The 19995-nt window shown below is 50.8% G+C and carries 16 protein-coding genes; 15 read left to right on the top strand and 1 reads right to left on the bottom strand.

The annotated features are described in order from the left end of the window. Positions 1-279: 279 nt before the first annotated feature. The 15 genes from MKZ12_RS27700 (at position 280) to MKZ12_RS27630 (ending at position 18556) form a co-directional block, all read left to right on the top strand. Positions 280-1539, top strand: coding sequence for a sirohydrochlorin chelatase (locus MKZ12_RS27700; protein ID WP_339257765.1), 1260 nt, complete (start codon positions 280-282; stop codon positions 1537-1539). After that, entirely contained in the window at positions 1536-2306 is a 771-nt protein-coding gene (gene cobK, locus MKZ12_RS27695) for a precorrin-6A reductase (RefSeq protein WP_339257764.1), read from the top strand. Before MKZ12_RS27700 ends, cobK begins: the two co-directional genes overlap by 4 nt. Before the next feature lie 71 nt (positions 2307-2377). After that, positions 2378-3025: a precorrin-8X methylmutase gene (locus MKZ12_RS27690; RefSeq protein WP_339257763.1), complete on the top strand. Its 648-nt coding sequence runs from the start codon at positions 2378-2380 to the stop codon at positions 3023-3025. A gap of 871 nt (positions 3026-3896) precedes the next feature. Next, positions 3897-5033, top strand: a complete 1137-nt coding sequence (locus MKZ12_RS27685; protein ID WP_339257762.1) for a cobalt-precorrin-5B (C(1))-methyltransferase — start codon at positions 3897-3899, stop codon at positions 5031-5033. Further along, a complete protein-coding gene (gene cbiE / locus MKZ12_RS27680) occupies positions 4996-6279 on the top strand; it encodes a precorrin-6y C5,15-methyltransferase (decarboxylating) subunit CbiE (RefSeq protein ID WP_339257761.1) in 1284 nt (427 codons plus the stop codon). The genes MKZ12_RS27685 and cbiE overlap by 38 nt, the downstream gene beginning before the upstream one ends. A gap of 11 nt (positions 6280-6290) precedes the next feature. Then, a complete protein-coding gene (gene cobI, locus MKZ12_RS27675; RefSeq protein ID WP_339257760.1) occupies positions 6291-7106 on the top strand; it encodes a precorrin-2 C(20)-methyltransferase in 816 nt (271 codons plus the stop codon). After that, positions 7103-7900, top strand: a complete 798-nt coding sequence (cobM, locus tag MKZ12_RS27670; protein WP_339238371.1) for a precorrin-4 C(11)-methyltransferase — start codon at positions 7103-7105, stop codon at positions 7898-7900. Before cobI ends, cobM begins: the two co-directional genes overlap by 4 nt. Further along, positions 7893-8978 (top strand): cobalamin biosynthesis protein, encoded by a 1086-nt coding sequence (locus MKZ12_RS27665; protein ID WP_339238370.1) that lies wholly within the window; start codon positions 7893-7895, stop codon positions 8976-8978. The genes cobM and MKZ12_RS27665 overlap by 8 nt, the downstream gene beginning before the upstream one ends. Positions 8979-9334: 356 nt before the next feature. Then, a complete protein-coding gene (locus MKZ12_RS27660) occupies positions 9335-10834 on the top strand; it encodes a cobyrinate a,c-diamide synthase (RefSeq protein ID WP_339257759.1) in 1500 nt (499 codons plus the stop codon). A 183-nt stretch (positions 10835-11017) separates the two neighbouring features. Continuing rightward, positions 11018-11737 (top strand): SDR family oxidoreductase, encoded by a 720-nt coding sequence (locus tag MKZ12_RS27655; protein WP_339238367.1) that lies wholly within the window; start codon positions 11018-11020, stop codon positions 11735-11737. Positions 11738-11781: 44 nt separating this feature from the next. Then, positions 11782-12420, top strand: coding sequence for a ThuA domain-containing protein (locus tag MKZ12_RS27650; protein WP_339238365.1), 639 nt, complete (start codon positions 11782-11784; stop codon positions 12418-12420). 72 nt (positions 12421-12492) lie between these two features. Beyond that, positions 12493-12873, top strand: coding sequence for a phasin family protein (locus MKZ12_RS27645; RefSeq protein WP_253441470.1), 381 nt, complete (start codon positions 12493-12495; stop codon positions 12871-12873). Next, positions 12874-14544 carry an AarF/ABC1/UbiB kinase family protein gene (locus tag MKZ12_RS27640; protein WP_339238360.1) on the top strand — a complete coding sequence of 557 codons (1671 nt, stop codon included), beginning with the start codon at positions 12874-12876 and terminating at the stop codon, positions 14542-14544. A gap of 531 nt (positions 14545-15075) precedes the next feature. Then, positions 15076-16527 (top strand): SulP family inorganic anion transporter, encoded by a 1452-nt coding sequence (locus MKZ12_RS27635; protein ID WP_339257758.1) that lies wholly within the window; start codon positions 15076-15078, stop codon positions 16525-16527. 442 nt (positions 16528-16969) lie between these two features. Next, positions 16970-18556, top strand: coding sequence for a DEAD/DEAH box helicase (locus MKZ12_RS27630; protein ID WP_339257757.1), 1587 nt, complete (start codon positions 16970-16972; stop codon positions 18554-18556). A 493-nt stretch (positions 18557-19049) separates the two neighbouring features. On the opposite strand, the gene MKZ12_RS27625 is transcribed toward MKZ12_RS27630, so the two are convergent. Beyond that, positions 19050-19982 carry a hypothetical protein gene (locus tag MKZ12_RS27625; protein ID WP_339238355.1) on the bottom strand — a complete coding sequence of 311 codons (933 nt, stop codon included), beginning with the start codon at positions 19980-19982 and terminating at the stop codon, positions 19050-19052. Between the last annotated feature and the right edge of the window lie 13 nt (positions 19983-19995).

The raw sequence follows: 19995 nt of genomic DNA, 5'->3' as shown, positions 1-19995 counted from the left end.
CTTACTAAATTTTTTATAAATAAGTCTTGAGTAATCATTAATTAAGTCCCTGCCTGAACGACTTCTTTCGTGGAGACATGAGGGTACAGCTTGTCAGGACCTATCTAATATTTTGCAATATTCGCTGGATTTCAGCTGACATAGATGGATTGATTTTTACGAGTAATGCAGTGAATGGATGGAATGACTGGTTTGGCGCAGTTTTAGCCGGATGAACTGGAGTGCTGAATGAATATGAAAAGTCTGATCTGCGGGTCAGACGGGGGAGGAATAACAAAGATGGATGCAATATTGTTGGTGGGACACGGGAGCCGTGATCCCGAGGGGAACCGGGAACTGAAGGAGTTTGCACATGAGGTAGCAGCGAAGGCACCTGAAAATACGTTGGTTGAGACCTGTTTTCTGGAATTAACGAGACCAAGTATTGCTGATGGTGTTACCGCTTGTGTGGACCGAGGTGCCACACGTGTCGTGTTGGTGCCGATCATTCTGTTTGCTGCCGGTCATGCCAAGATTGATATTCCTAACGCCATTGACCGCGCCAAGGCACGTTATCCGCAGGTGGAGTTCGTATACGGTCGTCCAATCGGTGTTCACGAGAAAGTTGTCCAGATCATGCAGACCCGTCTGCAAGAAGCACAACCTGTACTTGTCGCATCCCAAGGTGGCACAGCGGTAGCGGCTCCACCTGCTCCGGTGACGGATGAAGAGACTGCCGTACTGGTGCTTGGACGGGGAAGCAGTGACCCGGATGCCAACAGTGACTTTTTCAAAATGACTCGGATGTTATGGGAGAAACTGCCCTACAAGTGGACGGAAAGCAGCTTCATCGGCGTGACTCAACCCTCTTTCCCGGATGGATTGGAACGCTGTCTCTTGCTGGGCGCGAAGAAAATCATCATCATGCCTTATTTCCTGTTCACAGGTGTACTGATCAAGCGTATTGATGAAATGACCGCAGAATTTGCAGCGGCGCATCCAGGCATTCAGGTTGAGGTTGGCGGATATTTTGGCTTCCACCCGAAGCTGGTTGAACTGGTACTGGAGCGGGCCCATGAGGGGTTATACGGACGGGTAACAGCCAACTGTGATAACTGTCAATTCAGACTTGAAGCAGCCAAACACCACCACCATCATCATGATCACGACCATGGGCATGATCACGACCACGACCATCATCACGATCATGGACATGAGCACAGTCACGACCACCATCATGAGCACAATCATGCGCACAACCACGATCATTCGGACCATGATCACTCTCATCTTCATGATGAGCATGACCACCAGCATGTACATGCACACGATGACCATACACATAAACATGACCACAGTCATGATCACGCGAATACTGCCGGCGATCGTCAAACGTCACTCGATTATCATCATGATCACGATGAAGAGTTGCATCATACGCATCACGAGCACGAAGATAATCGGAACAACCAGGGTGACGCAGAAGGAATCGTACAAGAAGCGGCTTCTCCCGATCAGTCACAGGTTGCAGCAACTTCGGAGCAGGTGAATCGTCCATGATCTTCATGTTGTGTGGTACGAGTGATGCCAGGGAACTCGCTCTACAGATCCAGCAGCAAGGTACAGAAGTGCTGACTTCTGTCGTAACCGACAGTGCTGCCCATAGCCTGACAGAGGCCGGATTACCTGTTCGGACAGGCCGTTTGACCGTGGAAGCGATGGTGGAACTTGTGCGTGAAAAAGGTAGCCGTGCCATCGTGGATGCAAGTCATCCATTTGCCGAAGAAGCACATGCCAATGCGATGGAAGCAGCCAAACAGGCGGGCATTCCATACATTCGTTACGAGCGCACGGGTCTCGCGTACGATGATCATGCGTTGCTGCATGTCGTGTCTTCCTACGATGAAGCGGCACTCAAGGCCAAAGAATTGAAGGGCTCGGTCATGCTGACGACAGGTAGCAAAACGTTACAGATTTTCACCAAGCACCTGCTCGGTGATCCGGACATTCGTCTCGTTGCCCGCATGCTTCCACGTCTCGATAATATGGAGAAATGCGGTGAGCTTGGCGTTGAACAGCGCAATATTATTGCGATGCAGGGACCTTTTTCCCGTGAAATGAATGAAGCCTTGTACAAGCACTATGCGACGACGGTAATGGTTACCAAGGAGAGCGGCAAGACCGGAGCGGTGGATGAGAAAATCCAATCTGCACTGGAGCTGGGCATTCATGTCGTATTGATTTCACGCCCTGAAGCTGAATTCGGAACGGTGTTTGATCATTTTGAAGGTGTACTGGATGAGTTGGAGCGTGTATTGGTGCAGTAGAGCACCCCAATAGTTTTAATTTGAATAATGAATTTTTGAATGACACAACGAGTAGAAGGAGTGGAATGCACATGGATTTCAAAACGGAATTTAAACCGTTGACCGTACAGCCAAAGGAGATTGAGGGGAAAAGCTTTGAGATGATCACGGAGGAACTGGGTGAGCATCCTTTCACGGCTGAGCAATATCCAGTGGTACAGCGTGTCATTCACGCCTCGGCTGACTTCGAACTGGGCCGCAGCATGGTGTTCCACCCGGATGCCATTCAAGCAGGGATTGCAGCGCTTCGTGCCGGCCAATCCGTCATCGCTGACGTACAGATGATTCAGGCTGGCGTAAGCAAGGATCGCATTCGCGGTTTTGGCGGAGATGTGCATGTACATATTTCCGATCCCGATGTGATGGAGGAAGCCAAACGTTTGAACACCACTCGGGCCATCATCTCGACACGTAAAGCGAATCAATTATACGAAGGCGGAATCTACGCCATTGGTAACGCACCAACAGCACTGCTGGAACTGATCCGTCTGGTCAAAGAAGGCGAAGCCAAACCGGGTCTGATCATCGGTATGCCGGTTGGATTCGTATCCGCAGCAGAATCCAAAGACGAGCTGCGCAAACTCGACATCCCATTTATCACCAACATCGGTCGCAAAGGCGGAAGTACCATCGTCGTGGCCGCCCTGAACGCCATCTCCCTGATGGCCGTGAAGGCGTAGTCATTTTAAGTAATTTTAAGTAACGACCACAGGTGAATAGAGGCAATCGCGACCCAAACAAACGAGCGTTACAAACTTTAACGAATTCTAGCGAACGTAATGAGCTTTAATAGTCCTTAGCGAGCTTTAACGTACCACGAACCTTAAAGGACTTTAAGGAACCTCACAGGCCTTATATTGCGGATTATCATCCGTTTCATATTCTAACGAATCTTAGTAACGCTATTCCGGTGAAACACGCCAAAAAGTGGTGAAAACAACGTCTGTTTAATGAAATAACGTCACTACGATTCGTTACAATTTTTGTTTGTGGAATTTGGCCCAAATAACGTCTTCTCGATTCGTTAGAAATGTAGATGTCATCAAAAGGCATGCATTCATGCCGCATGACTGAAACGGATTGTACGGGTAAGCATGGTTCACCGTCATAGGGTGGTCAATCCTCAAGTATCAGCAACTAGAAAAAAGAACAGCACACGCTCAAACACAAACCAAGTAACTACATTCCATGCCAAGTCCTACGGGCATGGAATGATTAGTTACCCAAAAAAACCTCAGGGCATTGTTTAGCCCAAGAGGTGGCACTATGCACTGTGCCAGGTGGATGCAGAAGCAGATAGCAGCGAAGGGGACGGAATCGATTCTGAAGAAGCGGAGCTCAAAGCTTTCTGCAAGAAAGCTACTTCGGAAGCATACACTCGCCTTTGTCTCTGGATTTCTCCCTTTACAAAAGGGAATCAAGGAAATCTGGAGACAACAGCGATCATAAGAACGATCCGTACCCGTAGCGGTCACCAAGCGCCAAAATCCACCACGCAAGCACAGAGCGTAATGCCACCTAGCTAATTAAAGGACGGGAGGTTCAAAACCCATGAAAGGCGGCAATACACCAGATCCCGACAAACCCATGCGTTCCGGCTTCACCACAGGAGCGTGTGCCACAGCCGTTGCCAAAGGGGCCACGCAGCTCCTGTTAACAGGTATGATTCCGGCGCAGGCCGTGGTTTCATTGCCCGCGGGCTTTGACCACTCGTTCGAACTGATCGAGCAGGAACTGACCGATGGCGTAGCGACCTGTGCCACGATCAAAGATGCCGGAGATGACCCGGACGCCACGCATCGGGCGAAGATCATCGCACATGTGTCCTGGCGGGACGAGCCAGGCATGGAGCTGGATGGGGGCATCGGCGTAGGCCGGGTCACGAAGCCTGGACTGCCCGTGCCTGTAGGCGAAGCGGCAATCAATCCCGTTCCGCGCCGCATGATTACCGAAGCCGTCACTCAGGTGCTCGCCGAACACGGCACAGCCAGAGGCGTGCGGGTTGTGATCAGCGTGCCGGACGGCGAAGAGATGGCGAAGAAGACACTGAATTCCCGTCTGGGCATTTTGGGCGGCATCTCCATTTTAGGTACACGCGGCGTGGTCGTTCCGTTCTCCACCTCTGCTTACAGAGCCAGTGTGGTGCAGGCCATCTCAGTTGCTCAGGCATCCGGCTGTGAACATATTGTGCTGACAACGGGTGGCAGCAGTGAGAAATATGCCATGAAGATGATGCCCGAACTGCCGGAGGAAGCTTTTATCCAGATGGGCGACTTTGTCGGCTTTGCGATCAAACACGGTAAACGGTTGGGCATGAAACGCATCACGCTGGTTGGGATGCCAGGCAAATTTGCCAAAGTGGCCCAAGGCGTCATGATGGTGCACTCTAAGAGTGCGCCGGTGGATTTTGGATTTCTTGCGTCCGTGGCCCGCGAGACCGGAGCTGGGGATGAACTGGCGCAAGCGATCGAGGAAGCCAACACGGCGACTCAGGTGGCAGATATGATGACCGAAGCCGGGTACTTGCCCTATTTTGAAAAGTTATGTACGTACGCCTGTCGGCACTGTTTGGAACATGCCGGAGGCGGCGTGACGGTGGAAGTAGTATTGGTAACAATGAAAGGAATGGAACTGGGGAGGGCGGAAATTAGTGAACTCGAAGACAGCAACTGGAGCAAAGAATCGTAAAATCCGCATTATCGGCGTGGGTGAAGAAGGCGCGGCAGGATTAACAACGGATAGCCTGAATCTCATTCAGGAGGCAGATGTACTCGTTGGCGGAGAGCGCCAGTTGGAGTATTTCCCCGCATTTGCAGGTGAGAAGTTAGCGATTAAGAGCGGTTTAAGCGATCTCGTTGTGAAAATAAAAGCGTTGCAGGCCACACACAACGTCGTTGTGCTTGCCTCGGGTGACCCGCTGTTCTACGGCATCGCCGGGTATTTAGCGCGCCAAATCGGCCCGGATCAACTGGAGATCCGGCCTAATCTCAGTTCGCTGCAGCTGGCATTTGCCCAGCTTGGCGAGAGCTGGCATGATGCCGTGCTCGAAAGCGTGCACGGTCGCCCGCTCAAAGGCCTCGCCCAGCGCATCGATGGCAAAGCCAAAATTGCGCTGCTCACGGATGAGCACAACAGCCCCGCTGCGATCGGGGCTTATCTGCAACAGTTCGGCATGACCGAGTATGATGCCTACGTTGCAGAGAATCTGGGCGGGGCAGACGAACGTGCCCGCCATTACACCCTCGACGAGCTGGCGGCAGCAGAATGCAGCCCGCTGAACGTCGTGATTTTGCTGCGCCGCAAGGATGCACCCGCGCCGCGCAAAGGCTTCGGGTTTGCAGATGAGGAATTCCATCAGCGCAAACCCGAAAAAGGCCTCATCACCAAGCGTGAAGTCCGCGCGTTCAGCTTGTCCGAGCTGAAACTGGGCGAGGACAGCATCGTGTGGGATATCGGCGCAGGTTCAGGCTCGGTGGCGGTGGAGTGCACGCGGCTGGCGCCGCGGGGCCAGGTCTTCGCCATCGAGAAGAACGAAGGTGACCTCGTGAACATCGAGGCCAACCGGATCAAATTCCGGACCGATTTCACCGTCCTTCATGCCAAAGCACCAGCAGGGATGGACGAACTACCGAATCCGGATGCGGTGTTCATTGGCGGCAGCGGCGGCGAACTCGGCCAGCTGATCGCCCTGTGTGCGTCCCGGCTGCGCCCGGAGGGACGCCTCGTAGTGAATGCAGCGACCATCGAGACGCTGCATGACAGCATGAAGGCGATGCGCGAAGCAGGCATGGACGCCTCCGTGACCTTGTTGCAGACGGCGCGCAGCAAGCCGATCCTGAATATGACCCGTTTTGACGGATTGAATCCGATTTACGTGATCACAGGACAACACACAGTAACCGAAGAAACGGAATCCGCAGACGGAGCAGAGTGATTTTTCAATGAATGAACAAGGGGGAGAGCAGCATTAGCACAACAACTGCAAGCACAACAGGAAATACTGTGTGGGGAAGCACTTCCGCAGAACCAGTGGAACATAAATCGTCGGATCACAAAGCCATCGGTACACTGTATGGCGTCGGTGTCGGACCGGGAGACCCGGAACTGATCACCGTAAAAGCATACCGGATGATTCGCGAATGTCCGGTGGTTGCATATCCCAAGAAACGTAAAGGCGGTAAATCCTACGCCCACGAGATTGTGGAGCTGTATGTGAACCCGGAAGAAAAAGAGATGCTTGGCCTGATCTTTCCGATGACCAAGGACCCGGTTGTGCTTGAACGCGAGTGGGGCAAGACGGTTGAAGCATGCTGGGGGGCGCTCAAGGAAGGCAAGGATGTTGCTTTTGTAACCGAGGGAGATCCGAACCTCTACAGCACATTTATTCATCTGGCCCGGCTGATGCGAGAGCTGCATCCTGAAGTGCCGATTAGTTCGATCCCGGGCATTTCATCCGTGTTGGGTGCAGCGGCAGCGCTGGATATCCATCTGGCAGATGGAGATGAGCAGGTAGGCATTATCCCGGCTACGGCAGATAAAGAAGCGATGCGGCAGGCAATTGAGCATCACGATACGATTATATTTATCAAAGTGGCAAAGGTGCTTGACCCGATGCTGGAATTGCTGGACGAGATGGGACTCGGCGGCAAAGCGTCGGTTGTCACCAAGGTCACTTCTCCATATGAACTGGTCTGGCGCGATGCCCGTGAATTGAAAGGGCAGGAGCTGGAATATCTAAGCCTGATGGTGGTGAGCAAATGAAGACATTGGAAGCGAAAGTCTACATTGTAGGTGCGGGCCCGGGCGATCCGGATTTGATCACGGTAAAAGGTTCCAACATTTTGAGAAGTGCAGATCTGGTGCTGTATACGGATTCCCTCGTGAACGATGAACTGATCGCAACTGCGAAGCCCGAAGCAGAAGTGCTGCAAAGCTCTGGCATGGATCTGGAGCGTCAGGTTGAGCTGATGTGTGAAGCCACTCGTGCGGGTCGCAGTGTAGCTCGTGTGCACACGGGTGATCCGGCGATGTACGGCGCAATTTTGGAACAAATGGTCCTTCTGAAACAGCAGGGCGTGGAATATGAGATCATTCCGGGTGTGAGTTCGGTCTTTGCTTCAGCAGCTGCATTGGGGGCTGAACTTACCGTACCAGAACTGACGCAGACCGTTATTCTGACACGTGCAGAAGGCCGTACCCCAGTGCCTGAACGGGAGAAACTGCGTGATCTGGCATCCCATCACTGTACGGTGGCGCTCTTCCTGAGTGCAACTTTGGCGAAAAAAGTCGTGGTTGAATTCCTCGCCGCAGGCTGGAGCGAAGATACACCTGTGGCAGTTGTGCAGCGGGCAACATGGCCTGATCAAAAGATTGTACGGACCACGCTTGCTAATCTGGCCGCCGATCTGCGCGCCGCCGGCATTACAATGCATGCGATGATCTTGGCAGGCTGGGCGCTTGATCCGGATCTCGTGAACCGCGATGCCCACCGTTCCAAGCTGTATGATAAATCCTTCACTCATGGCTACCGTAAGGGAGTGAAGTCCGGTGAGTAATCCGTTTGCAGCTGTTGCCATCACGAAGCATGGTGTGGAGATGGTGCGTAATCTGGCAGGGCAGTTCCAGGGTACAGACGTGTATTATATGAGCAAGTTTGCTCGTGGCGATGAGGAACAGTTGGGTTTTGAGTTGTTCGAAGGCTCGGTGAAGCTGATTTTGCCTGATTTGTTCAAACGATATAATGGCATCATTCTGTTTATCTCCCTGGGGGCAGTTGTGCGGATGATCGCTCCGATCCTGGTGGACAAAAAAGTCGATCCTGCCGTCCTGGTCATTGATGACCGCGGCGAAAATGTCATCAGCGTGCTGTCTGGTCACCTTGGCGGTGCAAATGAGTTAACTCGTCAGGTTGCGGAGGTACTCGGCGCACGTGCTGTTATCACGACAGCTTCAGACGTGCAAGGCACCATTCCGGTGGACATGTTTGGGCGGGAGTTGGGCTGGATCGTAGACAGCTTCGACAAGGCAACCCCTGTCAGTGCGGCTGTTGTGAATGAAGAACCTGTGGCTCTCATTCAGGAGACGGGGGAGCGGAACTGGTGGAGATATAACAAACCCGTGCCCGATCATATCCGTGTCTTCAGCAGTCTGGAGGAAACGGAATCCTTCCCGTTCAATGCTGCGCTGGTCGTTAGTGACCGTCTGCTTTCGGCAGAAGAAGAGCAACGTTTTCTTACCAATGGTGTATTGTATCGTCCGAAAAGCCTCGTGCTCGGCATGGGCTGTAATCGCGGCACATCTGTCGAGGAATTGGAGCAGGAAGTTCTTGCTACCTTGGAAGAGTTATCCCTTTCCGTAAAGAGTGTGCGCAACATTGCCACAATTGATCTGAAAAAAGATGAAGAAGGCCTGTTGGCTCTCTGTGCCAAATATGGCTGGGAACTCGTAACCTACACCCCTGAGGAACTGAATACAGTGAAGCTTGCGAATCCATCCGAGACGGTATTCAAATATACGGGAGCATATGGCGTAAGTGAACCTGCGGCGTTGCTTTCCTCCGGAGCGGATCATTGGCTGTTGGAGAAGAAAAAGAGCGGCAATCTGACGATCTCCGTTGCACGCGTTTTATTTTAGTAGAGATATGCATGAAATGAATCTACTTTACACAGGTACTGCGATGAAAGAATACCATTTCCAATCGCTGTTATCTACGGATGTTTTGATTCCTATTTTAAAGGATAAAATCCGGTGATACAGGTGAGTTGTATGTTACGAAGCAGCTTTCTTTCAGAAAACTTCTAACGTCGCTTCTTCAGGTTATTTCTGTCCTCTCCATTATTGTGTAACATTCATTTCATGAATAAAGAGAGTGCAATAATCTTGACCGCATCGCTATGTGATGCGGTTTTGTTTGGATTATAGAATTTATACGTTCTCAGCGGAACTGAAGGATTCGATATTCGATATCGCAAGAAAAGGTGGAATTGAAAATGACCATTGCAGATTGTAACGCCAGGCCCCGACTGATCATCGCAGGCACCGGAAGTGGTGCAGGGAAAACGACAGTAACTTTGGGGCTGATGAGAGCACTCGCCCAGCGTGGTTTGAGTGTACAGGGGTTCAAATGCGGCCCAGATTATATTGATCCGACATATCATACCGCCGTTACGGGCAGACCGTCACGTAATCTGGATGCATGGATGACATCGCCAACGTATGTGAGAGATACGTTTGAGAAGGCATCGGCAGGACATGATATCTCCATTATAGAAGGCGTTATGGGCCTCTATGATGGCAAAGATCCGCTCAGCAATACAGGCTCAACTGCAGAGATTGCTCTGGTCACGCAGACCCCTGTGATCCTGGTTGTGGACGTACGCAGCATGGCTCGCAGTGCGGCCGCGATTGTACTGGGTTTTCAACAGTTGGAGCCTGAATTAAATATTGCCGGAGTGATCGTCAACCGGTGTGGAAGTGCGGGGCATTATACGATTGTGAAAAAAGCCATTGAGCAGATGTGCGGCATTCCGGTGGTTGGCTGGCTGAAGCGAGACGAAGACATGTCCATCCCGGAGAGACATCTGGGACTGGTGCCTGCCATTGAGCGCGGTGAACTGGAACCGTTATTCCAACGTGCTGCCGATGTGCTGATGGAAGGCACTGATCTGGATCTTCTGCTTGAACTGGCGGCAAGTGCTCCACCGCTCAATGCAGAAGACATGAGCCCTTCAACCGCTGTCCACACGGATTCAGATCATGCTGAATCAATCTCAAATTACGATTCACATTCCGATTCAATGACTAACGTTAATAATCGACAAGTATCATATGCATTACAGCCTGTTATTGCCGTTGCGCGTGATGCGGCATTTAATTTCTATTATCCCGACAATCTGGAATTGCTCGAAGCAGCCGGGGTTCGATTACAATATTTCAGTCCACTCGCTGGTGAAGGTATTCCAACGGATGTGGACGGCATCTATTTGGGTGGTGGATTTCCTGAGGAATTCGCAGCAGACATTGCGGGTAACCAAGGGTTTTTGGAAGGGCTTCGTCAGGCAGCACAATCCAACATGCCATTATTTGCTGAGTGTGGGGGCTACATGGTGCTCGGAGAAACGTTGACCGACCGTGATGGTTTTACCTTCGAGATGGCGGGCATTATCCCCGCACAGGTGCAGATGCAGAAGAAGCGAGCTGCGCTTGGATACCGTGAAGTGAGCAGCGTTCAGGATTCCTTTTTGCTGAAAAAGGGTGAGGTACTTCGGGGTCATGAATTTCATTATTCCACGATGAGCTATCGTGACGAAGAGACGATCCCTTATGCGTATGAGACCAAAGGGTTACGTGGCTTGAAGCAAGAAGGATATGCGGCAGGCAACATCGTGGCGGGGTATACGCACGTTCATCTGGGCTCTTACCCGGCAGCCGCACGAAGATGGGTGGAGCATTGTCAGGCTTATCGGAAGGAGCGATATATTCAGGAGTGAAAGCAACGGTTAGACAGTTCAAAACGATGGCTGAGTTCAATAAGCAAAATGGCTCTAATCTGATTTTTATCTCATGAGTCTTTGGTCGTGAAGTTGGCGATCCCATTTCCGAATTAAAGGTTTTCAGATGAATATGTGGAATGAGTTAAAGACAGAATCATTATGCGAGGGAGGGACATCAGGATGAGAACTGTATGTGTAACCGGAGCTGCTCGGGGATTGGGGCTCGCTTTGACGGCACAGATGCTGAAGAGAGGATATCTCGTGTATGCGGCCGGTCTGGACGTGGAAGATTCCGAGGGAATTCGCATGCTTGCAGAAGGATATCCTGACCATCTGCGCGCAATCGAATTAGATATTGCGGACGACCTGTCGGTGGCTCTGTTCACGGAGACATTGAAGCTGGATACGAATCATTTGGATATGCTGATCAACAATGCGGCTATACTAGGAAGTATTACGGATCATATCCGCGGGCCGATGAATATGGCGGAGATGGCTGAAGTATTTAATGTGAATACCTTAGGTACACTGCGCGTGACTCATTCCCTGTTACCCCTCCTTCTTCAAGGACAGGTCAAACTGATTGTTGATATCTCTTCCGAGGCTGGAAGCATAGAGCAATGCAGTCGGGATGGGTGGTTTGCCTATTGCATGTCCAAAGCTGCTTTGAACATGCAGGCCCGTCTTGTGCACAATGGTCTGAAGGATGAAGGCGGACAAGTGATGCTTGTACATCCTGGTTGGGTACAGAGTTATATGCGGGGTGAACTGGATGCTTCTGCGGATCTCACGCCCGAGCAATCTGCACAGCATATCGCTGTACTTATCGACCGCCATGAACAATTTAAAGGAGATCAGCCCGCATATGTGGACTACAAGGGAGAGAAACTCCCCTGGTAGTTGGTTTTTATACAGTGAGGTGAACAAGAAAGGAGATTGATTGAATGGATCAACGTAAAAAAGCATTGCTACTAGGCGATTATACACATCCGGACTGGCACCCGCTTCAGGGTGTAGATGCGGAGATCAGCCGGATTTTCCATGATACGATGACTGTACAATGCAGTGAGAATCGAAATATGTTGCTGCAAGAAAATATAACCGGATTTGATGTGTGTATCTCCTACATGGACGATTGGAAGGGGAAAGTCTCTCCACAGCAGACAGCAGGTTTGTTGTCCTATGTGAGTAATGGGGGTGGACTGGTCATTATACATAACGGCATTTCGCTCCAAAATCGTTATGAACTCAAACAGATGATCGGTGCCAAGTTCCTGCATCATCCGGCTTATGCACCACTTGAATTCACTGTAACGGGAGAAAGCCATCCCGTGACGGAGGGTATCTCTAATTTCACAATGGAAGAAGAGCCGTATCAGTTCGAGTTTGGTTCTTTTGCCGAAACGAAAATATTGCTGGAATATCAATCCGAAGATGGACCGAAGCCTGCGGTTTGGGCTCATCGATATGGTGTTGGACGTATTGTTTATCTTATGCCAGGTCACCATGTACCGTCTTTTGCACACGAAACGTACCGTAAATTACTTCTGCAAGCAGGCAAATGGGCTGCGCGTTACGTCTGATCGGATGGACATTTTTGCATGCGGAGTAGAAGGAGTATAATATAGAGATCAACGAAGAGGAGGATGACAAAAATGAGCGATTTGTTCAAAAAGGCGATCTCGTTAGGGCTTGGACTTACTGTCGTAAGCAAAGAAAAAATTGAGAAAACCGTGGATGATTTGGTCAAGCGCGGGGAACTTGCGCCCGGTGAATCCAAAGCTTTGGTTGAACGCCTGATGGAACGGGGCGATGAAGAGCAAGGCCAGTTCAAGCGGGTGATTCAGGAACAGGTCAAGCGCGTGCTTCAGGAAGCGGGTGTGGCATCCGAAAGCGATGTAACCAGTCTGGAACAGCGAGTTGCCGTTCTGGAGAAAAAACTTGCCGAACTGGGCCACTCACCACAGCTTCAACCTGATGAATCCCCGGCTCCACTTGAAGTTCCTCCTCCTCTCAAAGGAAACGAGATCGAGTAGATGGCCGTGCGAATCAAACATGTCGGCAGATACCGTGAAATTGCCATGGCGCTGGTGCGTCATGGCTTCGGTTATATGGTCGAGGAGCTGGGGCTGTTCCAGTTGCTCGCTCTGCCCAGACGGTGGATGTCGCGTGAAGCACATACCACCAAAACGCTGAGTGAACGCATCAGGCTTGTGCTGCAGGAGCTGGGGCCGGCTTTCGTCAAGCTGGGGCAACTCGCAAGCACAAGGGCAGATCTATTGCCTGAGTCTGTCATTCGCGAGCTGGTGAAGTTGCAGGATCAGGTCCCGCCGTTCTCTTCCGAGACGGCACGGGGTATTTTGGAACAGGAATTGGATACACCGCTGGAGGAGATCTTTTCCCGGTTCGAGGATACCCCTGTAGCTGCGGCCAGCATTGGCCAGGTGCATCTGGGCAAACTTCGAAGCGGTGAATCGGTAGCGATCAAGATTCAGCGGCCCGGTATATCGCGTATTGTGCAGCGTGACCTGGATATTTTGCGTGAGCTGACAGCCATGGCCGAGAAGCGCTGGGATTGGGTGAAGCAATATCAGATTCCGCAGATGGTAGAAGAGTATGCTCAGGCATTGATGGCTGAACTGGATTATACGGTTGAAGGCCGAAATACGGAAAAGATTGCACAGCAATACCAACAGGACAACAAGGTGAAAATCCCGACAATTTACTGGGATCAGACGTCTTCACGTGTGCTGACTATGGAGTATATCGAAGGGATCAAGCTCAATGATCGTGATGAATTGGTCAGACGCGGCCATGATCTGAACAATATTGCTGAGCGGTTGGTGGACTCATTATTGAATCAGATCTTTATTCATGGATTCTTCCACGCTGACCCACATCCGGGCAACCTGATGGTATTGAAGGATGGACGTCTTGCCTTTATAGACTTCGGTATGGTTGGAAGCCTTAGCGATGAGATGAAACAGCAGCTTGCTTCCCTTATTATTGGGTTAATGCGCAAAGATACGGACAGCATGATCCGGGCCATTGAGAAGCTCGGCATGATGCCGGATGATATGGATCTGCGTGGGCTTCATGTGGATTTGGACAAGTTGCGTACCAAATATTACGATATTCCCTTTTCCAAGATTAGTGTGGGTCAGGCGTTGAATGATCTGTTCGGCGTAGCCCAGAGGCATCGGGTGGTGATGCCTGCCGATATTCTCCTGCTTGGTAAATCGTTGCTGACGATGGAAGGTGTGATTGAACATCTCGATCCTTCCTTGAGCATTGTTGATATGGCCGAGCCCTTTGGGCGGAAGCTGATCAAGGAACGTTTTAGCGCAGGAAGAATCAAGAATCGGTTGTTCCGCAGTGCGGCTGATATGGCCGAGAGTGTCATTGGTCTGCCAGGGCAGTTAAGACAGTTATCATCCATTATTAGCAAAGGCAAGCTGAGGCTGGAGATCAGTGTCCCTGAACTGGATGCACTCATGCGCAGAATGGACCAGATTAGTAATCGGCTGTCCTTTAGTATCGTGTTACTTGCCTTCTGTATCATTATGGTCGGCTTGATTATCGGTTCGTCGATCAGTCATCAGTCCACGATGCTATGGGATATTCCGGTCATTGAGATTGGTTTCCTGGTGGCAATTCTGATGGTGGCTTTCCTGCTATATTCGATATTCAAATCAGGAAGATTCTAACATAGTATCGCGAGAATACCCGTAAAGAGACCTTCTTCAAAGGATCTTTGCGGGTTATTTTTCGTGAATAGAGGATGGATGAGTATATCACAGAAATATTAAGATAATAGGAGATAAGGTTTTATTTTTAAGGCTTAACTGTATTAGTACATATTCATCCCAGTGACTATAATAATAGGTCAGTAGAATAACGGACCCGGTTTTTCTGAGAGAGGGAAACCCATGGGCATCTGGAGCAGACCAGGATGTCACACAAAGAAGATAACTGATCGTTGTAACGGAACAGAAGCAAAACACTGGAACGGAAAACAGACATGATGATTCACCCAACTATCCATACGATAGGGGTGGTGAATGAGCATGTAACTTAGATGCATAGGCAATTGTGCGGAGAAGATTCCGCTATTTTGTGCTGTCTCACACACTGTTATTAATTGCTGAGTGTATTGATCAGTGATGAATGCTTCCGTTACGCTTCAGGGTCATCTTCCAATTTGAGTAATGACATGTAGGAGGAACGGTAGAGAACATATGAATACTTTAAAACAACAATGGTTTGGCAACATTCGCGGAGATGTGCTGGCAGGCATTACGGTAGCGCTGGCGCTCATTCCGGAAGCCATTGCTTTCTCCATCATTGCAGGAGTCGATCCCATGGTCGGGCTGTACGCTTCGATTACCATTGCGATTGTGATCTCGATTGCAGGTGGAAGACCCGGTATGATCTCGGCTGCAACGGGTGCAATGGCGGTACTGATGGTTGGACTCGTCAAGGATTATGGTGTGGAATATCTTTTTGCAGCTACGATACTGACCGGTGTTATCCAGTTTCTACTAGGCATATTTAAGGTTGGGCGATTTATTACGTTTGTCCCTCATTCGGTACTGACCGGATTCGTGAACGCACTGGCGATCCTGATCTTTATGGCGCAGTTAACTCACTTCACGGGAGCGAACTGGATTATGTATGCGATGGTGGCGGGCACGCTGGCGATCATTTATATTTTGCCACGTTTTTTCAAAGCTGCTCCATCTCCATTGATTGCAATCATCGTGATGACGATTATTACGGTGGTATTTCATCTGGATGTAAGTAAAGTAGGGGACATGGGAAATCTCACAAGTACCCTGCCGATGTTCCACTTGCCGAATATTGCATGGACTTGGGATACGCTGATGATTCTGCTGCCTTATTCATTTACCATGGCACTGGTTGGGCTGCTGGAATCCCTGCTGACCGCAACCATCGTGGATGAGATGACCGAGACCAAGAGCAGCAAGAACCGTGAGGTGCGTGGTCAGGGTATTGCGAACTTTGTGAACGGTTTGTTCGGCGGCATGGGCGGCTGTGCGATGATTGGGCAGTCGGTCATTAATGTGAAGTCTGGTGGACGTGGAAGATTATCCACGTTTACTGCGGGTGCGTTTCTCGCAATCCTGTTGCTGCTGTTCAGCGGTGTGGTGAAGCAGGTACCGATGGGTGCGCTCGTCGGTGTAATGTTTATGGTGTGTATCGGAACATTCGACTGGAGTTCCATCAAAAATATTGCTCGCGTTCCACGCGCGGAAGCCTTTGTCATGATCGTGACCGTGGCGATTGTGGTCTATACCCACGATCTGTCGATTGGGGTCATGGTCGGCGTTGTGCTCAGTGTGCTGCATTTTGGCTGGAAACAGACCAAGATTCGCGTACAGGCGAGCCAGGAACAAGGGCAGAAGGTGTACCGGGTTCACGGACCGTTCTTCTTTGGATCTTCGTCCCGCTTCGTGGATGAATTCGATGCAGAAGCTGATCCGAAGGAGATCACGATTGATTTCGGAGGGTCACATATCTGGGATAATACCGCGGTTGTGGCCATTGGCAAAGTGAAGTTTAAATACGCGAAGCTGGGCAAAACCGTGCACCTGCGTGGGTTAAACGAGGAAAGCTCCCGTATTCTTGAACGGAGTGGGTTTGCCACAGCTAGCGGACACGGTTCGTAACTTGGTTGGAACGAAGTAAACAGCGAATAGATAACATAAAAAGATGATTTATAATCAGCGGCGCACTTTTTCCGGAAATCGGGGAGAGGGCATCGCTGTTTTTTTTTGAGCCTGAGGCATGCTAGGTCGGTTATATCCACAGATCAGCAACCTGAAGGCAGACTTAGAGTCTCTTACTACCTGACTCAAACTCACTTGGTCGATACAAGTTAAGCGGTTTTGTGCTACAACTTGGGGGTGTAACGCTGTATCCCCTTTTGTTTTGCTTGACTAACGTGTAAACTACAGGGTATGGAGAAGAAGAGCAACGAGTGGATTGCTTTTTAAAAAATTCATTTCATAATCATGATTGAACGAAGGAAAACTAGTCTTAATGGCAGATACTGATACTGAAGTCATTATGAAATGGACTTATCTAAATGAATATACAGAGGTGTAACGATTGGCAAACTTTGAACAACTGGGCATTCGCCCGGAATGGTGCGAGATCCTGAAACATCAGGGCATCGCCGTGCCGACTCCGGTACAGGAGCGTTCGATTCCGGTACTGCTGGGTGGACGCGATATTATCGCCGAGGCACAGACAGGTACAGGGAAAACGCTGGCTTTTTTGCTGCCGATTATTCAGAAAATTAATGTATCTGACCGTTCGCCGCAAGCGTTGATTATCGCGCCTACGCGTGAGCTTGCGCTGCAAATTACGGAAGAAGCGAAGAAGCTCACGGCAAACGACGATAAACTGCATGTGCTTGCCGTATACGGCGGGCAGGATGTGGACAAGCAACTGCGTAAATTGCAGAACGGCACCCAGATCGTTATCGGTACACCGGGTCGTCTCCTAGATCACTTGCGCCGGGGCACGTTGAAGCTGAATAATGTCAAAAAACTGGTGCTGGATGAAGCCGACCAAATGCTGCACATGGGCTTCCTGGACGATGTGGAGACGATTCTTAGCGAGCTGCCACACAAACGCCAAACGATGCTGTTCTCCGCAACGATGCCGAAGGGTATTCGCCACCTTGCGAAGACCTATATGAAAGATCCGGAAGATGTAAAAGTATCCTCGCAATCGGTAATCCCGATCAAACAAATTCGCCAGCAGGTGCTGGAATGTACGGATCGCGGCAAGCTTGAAGCACTTCGCGGCATGATTGATACGTATCGCCCATACTTGGCGATTATTTTCTGCCGGACCAAGCGTCGTGCATCCAAGCTGAACCAAGATCTGCGTGAAGCAGGTTATGCAAGTGATGAACTTCATGGAGATCTGTCCCAATCCAAGCGTGAGAACGTCATGAAAGCGTTCCGCGATGCCAAACTGCAAGTGCTGGTTGCTACAGACGTAGCTGCACGTGGACTTGATGTTGAAGGTGTAACGCATGTCTTTAACTACGATATGCCGCATGATGCGGAAAGTTATATCCACCGGATTGGTCGTACGGGCCGTGCAGGCGGTACAGGTCTTGCTGTAACGTTTGCAACAGAGCACGACAGACCTGAACTTGCACGTATTGAACAAGGGATCGACCAGAAGCTGTCCCGTATTCAGTGGACGAGCGAAGGTCCAATCGCATCAACAGGAGCAGCTAGACGTTCCATCAACGGTCAGGGGGATGACGAACGAGGCGGGCGCTCTTCCGGAACAGGCAGCGCACGTCGCGGTGCAGGCCGTAACGATCGCAGAGATGGCGGACGTGGGGGTCGTGGTTCCCGCGGTGGCGAAGGTGGACGCAGTGGTGGTCGTAGCGGTGGCCGCAGTGGCGACGAGCGCAGTGCAGGCCGTGGCTCTGCGCGTAGCAGCGACAGCAGTCGAGGCGCAGCAAGCCAAGGTGGCCGCAGCAGTAGCCGCGGTGCGAGCCAAGGCGGACGCAGTGCAGGTCGCAGTGGCGATGAGCGCAGCAGCGGCTGGGCTGGCCGTAGTGCTGACAAGCGCACCTCCGGGCGCAGTAGCGAAGGCTCTCGCCGTCCGGAATCCGCAGGACGCGGACCGGCGAAGGGCGACCGTCGCGATTCTCGTCGCGGACGGTAAAGCCTTGGCGCAAGCGGCGATATAGCCGCAGTTGCGCAGGCACTATGCCATGCCACAGCGTTTGGCATGGCATATATGAGAGGGTTCGGGTACAGATGTACCGAACCCCTCAGATCAAGGGTCGCGGGCGGAACCACGTCGCGGCCCTTTTTCAACAGGACAGATGATTCTTTCCGCTTATTCTTTTTGTCATCTGCGAGTGCCTGTTGGCAAGCCTGCTTGATCCATGGAAAATGCCATTTAGATATTGGCCACCTAGTTTTTCTTTTGACCGTGTACTGCGGACAACACTCGGCAAACTTCCATAAAATTCAAAACACCTCATCCTAGACCTAAGGATGGGGTGTTTTTGGCTGAATTCTTATATCATTAGAAGCATAACCTTTGATTCGTGGTGTTGATGGGCATGCAGGGATGGATGAAATTGCAATCGTCTATATACACGGAGTGAGTTTGCACTAAACTACGTTTTTTCAGTTCCAGTATGTCATCCCTACATGTGAATATCTGCGTACTGATCCCGATATTTCTCGTTATACACTCGGCCCACCGACTCCGCCAGTCCTCCGCGTGCTTTGCTCGGATAGCGTTCAATCGTGTGATAAAGTCTCATGAATCGATCTTTGGGCATAAAGCGAGCGTAGCGGGTAATAAGACTAGGGAATAACTCAATATATTTACTCTTGCGCACGGCAGCAGCAGCTACGGCTGTAAGAATCTGAATTCCATTGTGGAGCTGTAAAATGTTCACTTCATAGGTTGCGATATAACGAATCGCGTCTTCCCGGATCAATTCCGGCTTAAGCCGTGCAATCTCACCGATATATTCAGCCAGCAGCCGCTCGAAGCTACGTAGCAGCAAGGGTTTGAGCTGCAAGTCCATATCACTGCGCAGGACAAAGGATTGTAATAGCGCAACCTGTTGCAGTCGAATCCGGTCATTGAAGACGAGTGAGCCGATCTCGCGAAGCATCTCATAGGCCAGTGCTTCATCCTGCTTGCGGGCTTCGGCGACCAGAGCCCAGTTGCGGTTGATGCCCTGACGGATGAGCTCCTCATCCTGTTGCAACATGCGCTTCAACTCGCGCTGCTGCTCTACTTCGAACGAACGATTCTGCATGAAGATCAGCAATGCCAGAAGCAACAGGGAAACGCTGGCTGCCGCCATGGTCTGATCTATGGTTTCACCAAAATAGGTGGCCGCTGCACCGAACAATAAGGTAATGAACAGGTCGCGTGCAATTCGACGTTTCACACGGGAAGTCGCTTTCGCCTGAACGGAAATCAGGGTACCCCTGCCACAGGCTGTGCACTCATCTTCCCACAGGCAGGTATACTGTCCGCAACGTGTGCAGACTTGCAACTTTTCATAGGCATAGGTCGTTCGATGAAATGGTCTTATGGATACGACTAGTTTAGTACTCATGCTCAATCACGCT

It is taken from the genome of Paenibacillus sp. FSL R5-0713 (assembly GCF_037973325.1).
GTDB lineage: Bacteria > Bacillota > Bacilli > Paenibacillales > Paenibacillaceae > Paenibacillus.
Note: the sequence above shows the minus strand (reverse complement) of the source record. Positions and strands in the feature narration are given on the sequence as shown.

Coding starts and splice junctions, on each gene's coding strand:
- MKZ12_RS27700 (WP_339257765.1), top strand. CDS start 280: ATGGATGCAATATTGTTGGTGGGACACGGGAGCCGTGATCCCGAGGGG.
- cobK (WP_339257764.1), top strand. CDS start 1,536: ATGATCTTCATGTTGTGTGGTACGAGTGATGCCAGGGAACTCGCTCTA.
- MKZ12_RS27690 (WP_339257763.1), top strand. CDS start 2,378: ATGGATTTCAAAACGGAATTTAAACCGTTGACCGTACAGCCAAAGGAG.
- MKZ12_RS27685 (WP_339257762.1), top strand. CDS start 3,897: ATGAAAGGCGGCAATACACCAGATCCCGACAAACCCATGCGTTCCGGC.
- cobI (WP_339257760.1), top strand. CDS start 6,291: ATGAACAAGGGGGAGAGCAGCATTAGCACAACAACTGCAAGCACAACA.
- cobM (WP_339238371.1), top strand. CDS start 7,103: ATGAAGACATTGGAAGCGAAAGTCTACATTGTAGGTGCGGGCCCGGGC.
- MKZ12_RS27660 (WP_339257759.1), top strand. CDS start 9,335: ATGACCATTGCAGATTGTAACGCCAGGCCCCGACTGATCATCGCAGGC.
- MKZ12_RS27655 (WP_339238367.1), top strand. CDS start 11,018: ATGAGAACTGTATGTGTAACCGGAGCTGCTCGGGGATTGGGGCTCGCT.
- MKZ12_RS27650 (WP_339238365.1), top strand. CDS start 11,782: ATGGATCAACGTAAAAAAGCATTGCTACTAGGCGATTATACACATCCG.
- MKZ12_RS27645 (WP_253441470.1), top strand. CDS start 12,493: ATGAGCGATTTGTTCAAAAAGGCGATCTCGTTAGGGCTTGGACTTACT.
- MKZ12_RS27640 (WP_339238360.1), top strand. CDS start 12,874: ATGGCCGTGCGAATCAAACATGTCGGCAGATACCGTGAAATTGCCATG.
- MKZ12_RS27635 (WP_339257758.1), top strand. CDS start 15,076: ATGAATACTTTAAAACAACAATGGTTTGGCAACATTCGCGGAGATGTG.
- MKZ12_RS27625 (WP_339238355.1), bottom strand. CDS start 19,982: ATGAGTACTAAACTAGTCGTATCCATAAGACCATTTCATCGAACGACC.